At 62.1% G+C, this 612-nt stretch carries 1 pseudogene; it reads right to left on the reverse strand.

The features are described from left to right. Window positions 1-612, reverse strand: a pseudogene (locus HMPREF2554_RS07675) (type II secretion protein F); the annotation flags it as partial.

Here is a 612-nt window from a genome sequence, read left to right on the forward strand (position 1 = left end):
TTACCGTCAGGGTCAAGGTGATGTGCTCAAGCGCATCGCTTATCGCTCGTTCTTCATGGGCGAGTGCCCGGCCAAGAGCCTGTAAGGCGCCGGTAAGACCGAGCCCCGCGCGCAATTGTGCGGCAAGAAGCTCAAGCATCAGTGCCGGATCCAGCGGCTCAGTCTCTGCAGAACCGCTAAACCCTGCCGGTTCTTTCTGCGGTTTCTTTTCTCTTCGGCGCCGCCTAGTTCCTTGAGCGCGGGCATTCTTCTGCGCGGGTTCCTCGGCCAGCACGGAGCTGCGTTCGGCCCGGTGCACAAGCCGAGCCGTCCAGCGCCTCCCAAGAAGCGCCAGCGTGATGCCGAAAAAACCAGTCAGCAGACCGGCCAGCGAACCGGTCAGCGCGCCGACGGGATCTGTTCCCATCAGCCAGCCCATCACTAAGCCGATAAACGGCAGCCACGACAGTATCTTGCCGGTCGTTTTCGGCCCCGTCAGCGCACTTTCTCGCCCAAGAAGAGCATCCAGGTGTTCTTCGGCGTGTTCGGCTGCAGCCCGTAGGGTCTGAGCCAGAGGTGCGCCGGTGGTTTCGTTCATACGTAAGCACAGGCCGAGTTCGCGGATGCGCTCCC

The sequence above is a fragment of the Rothia sp. HMSC071F11 genome (assembly GCF_001809115.1).
Lineage (GTDB): Bacteria > Actinomycetota > Actinomycetes > Actinomycetales > Micrococcaceae > Rothia > Rothia dentocariosa.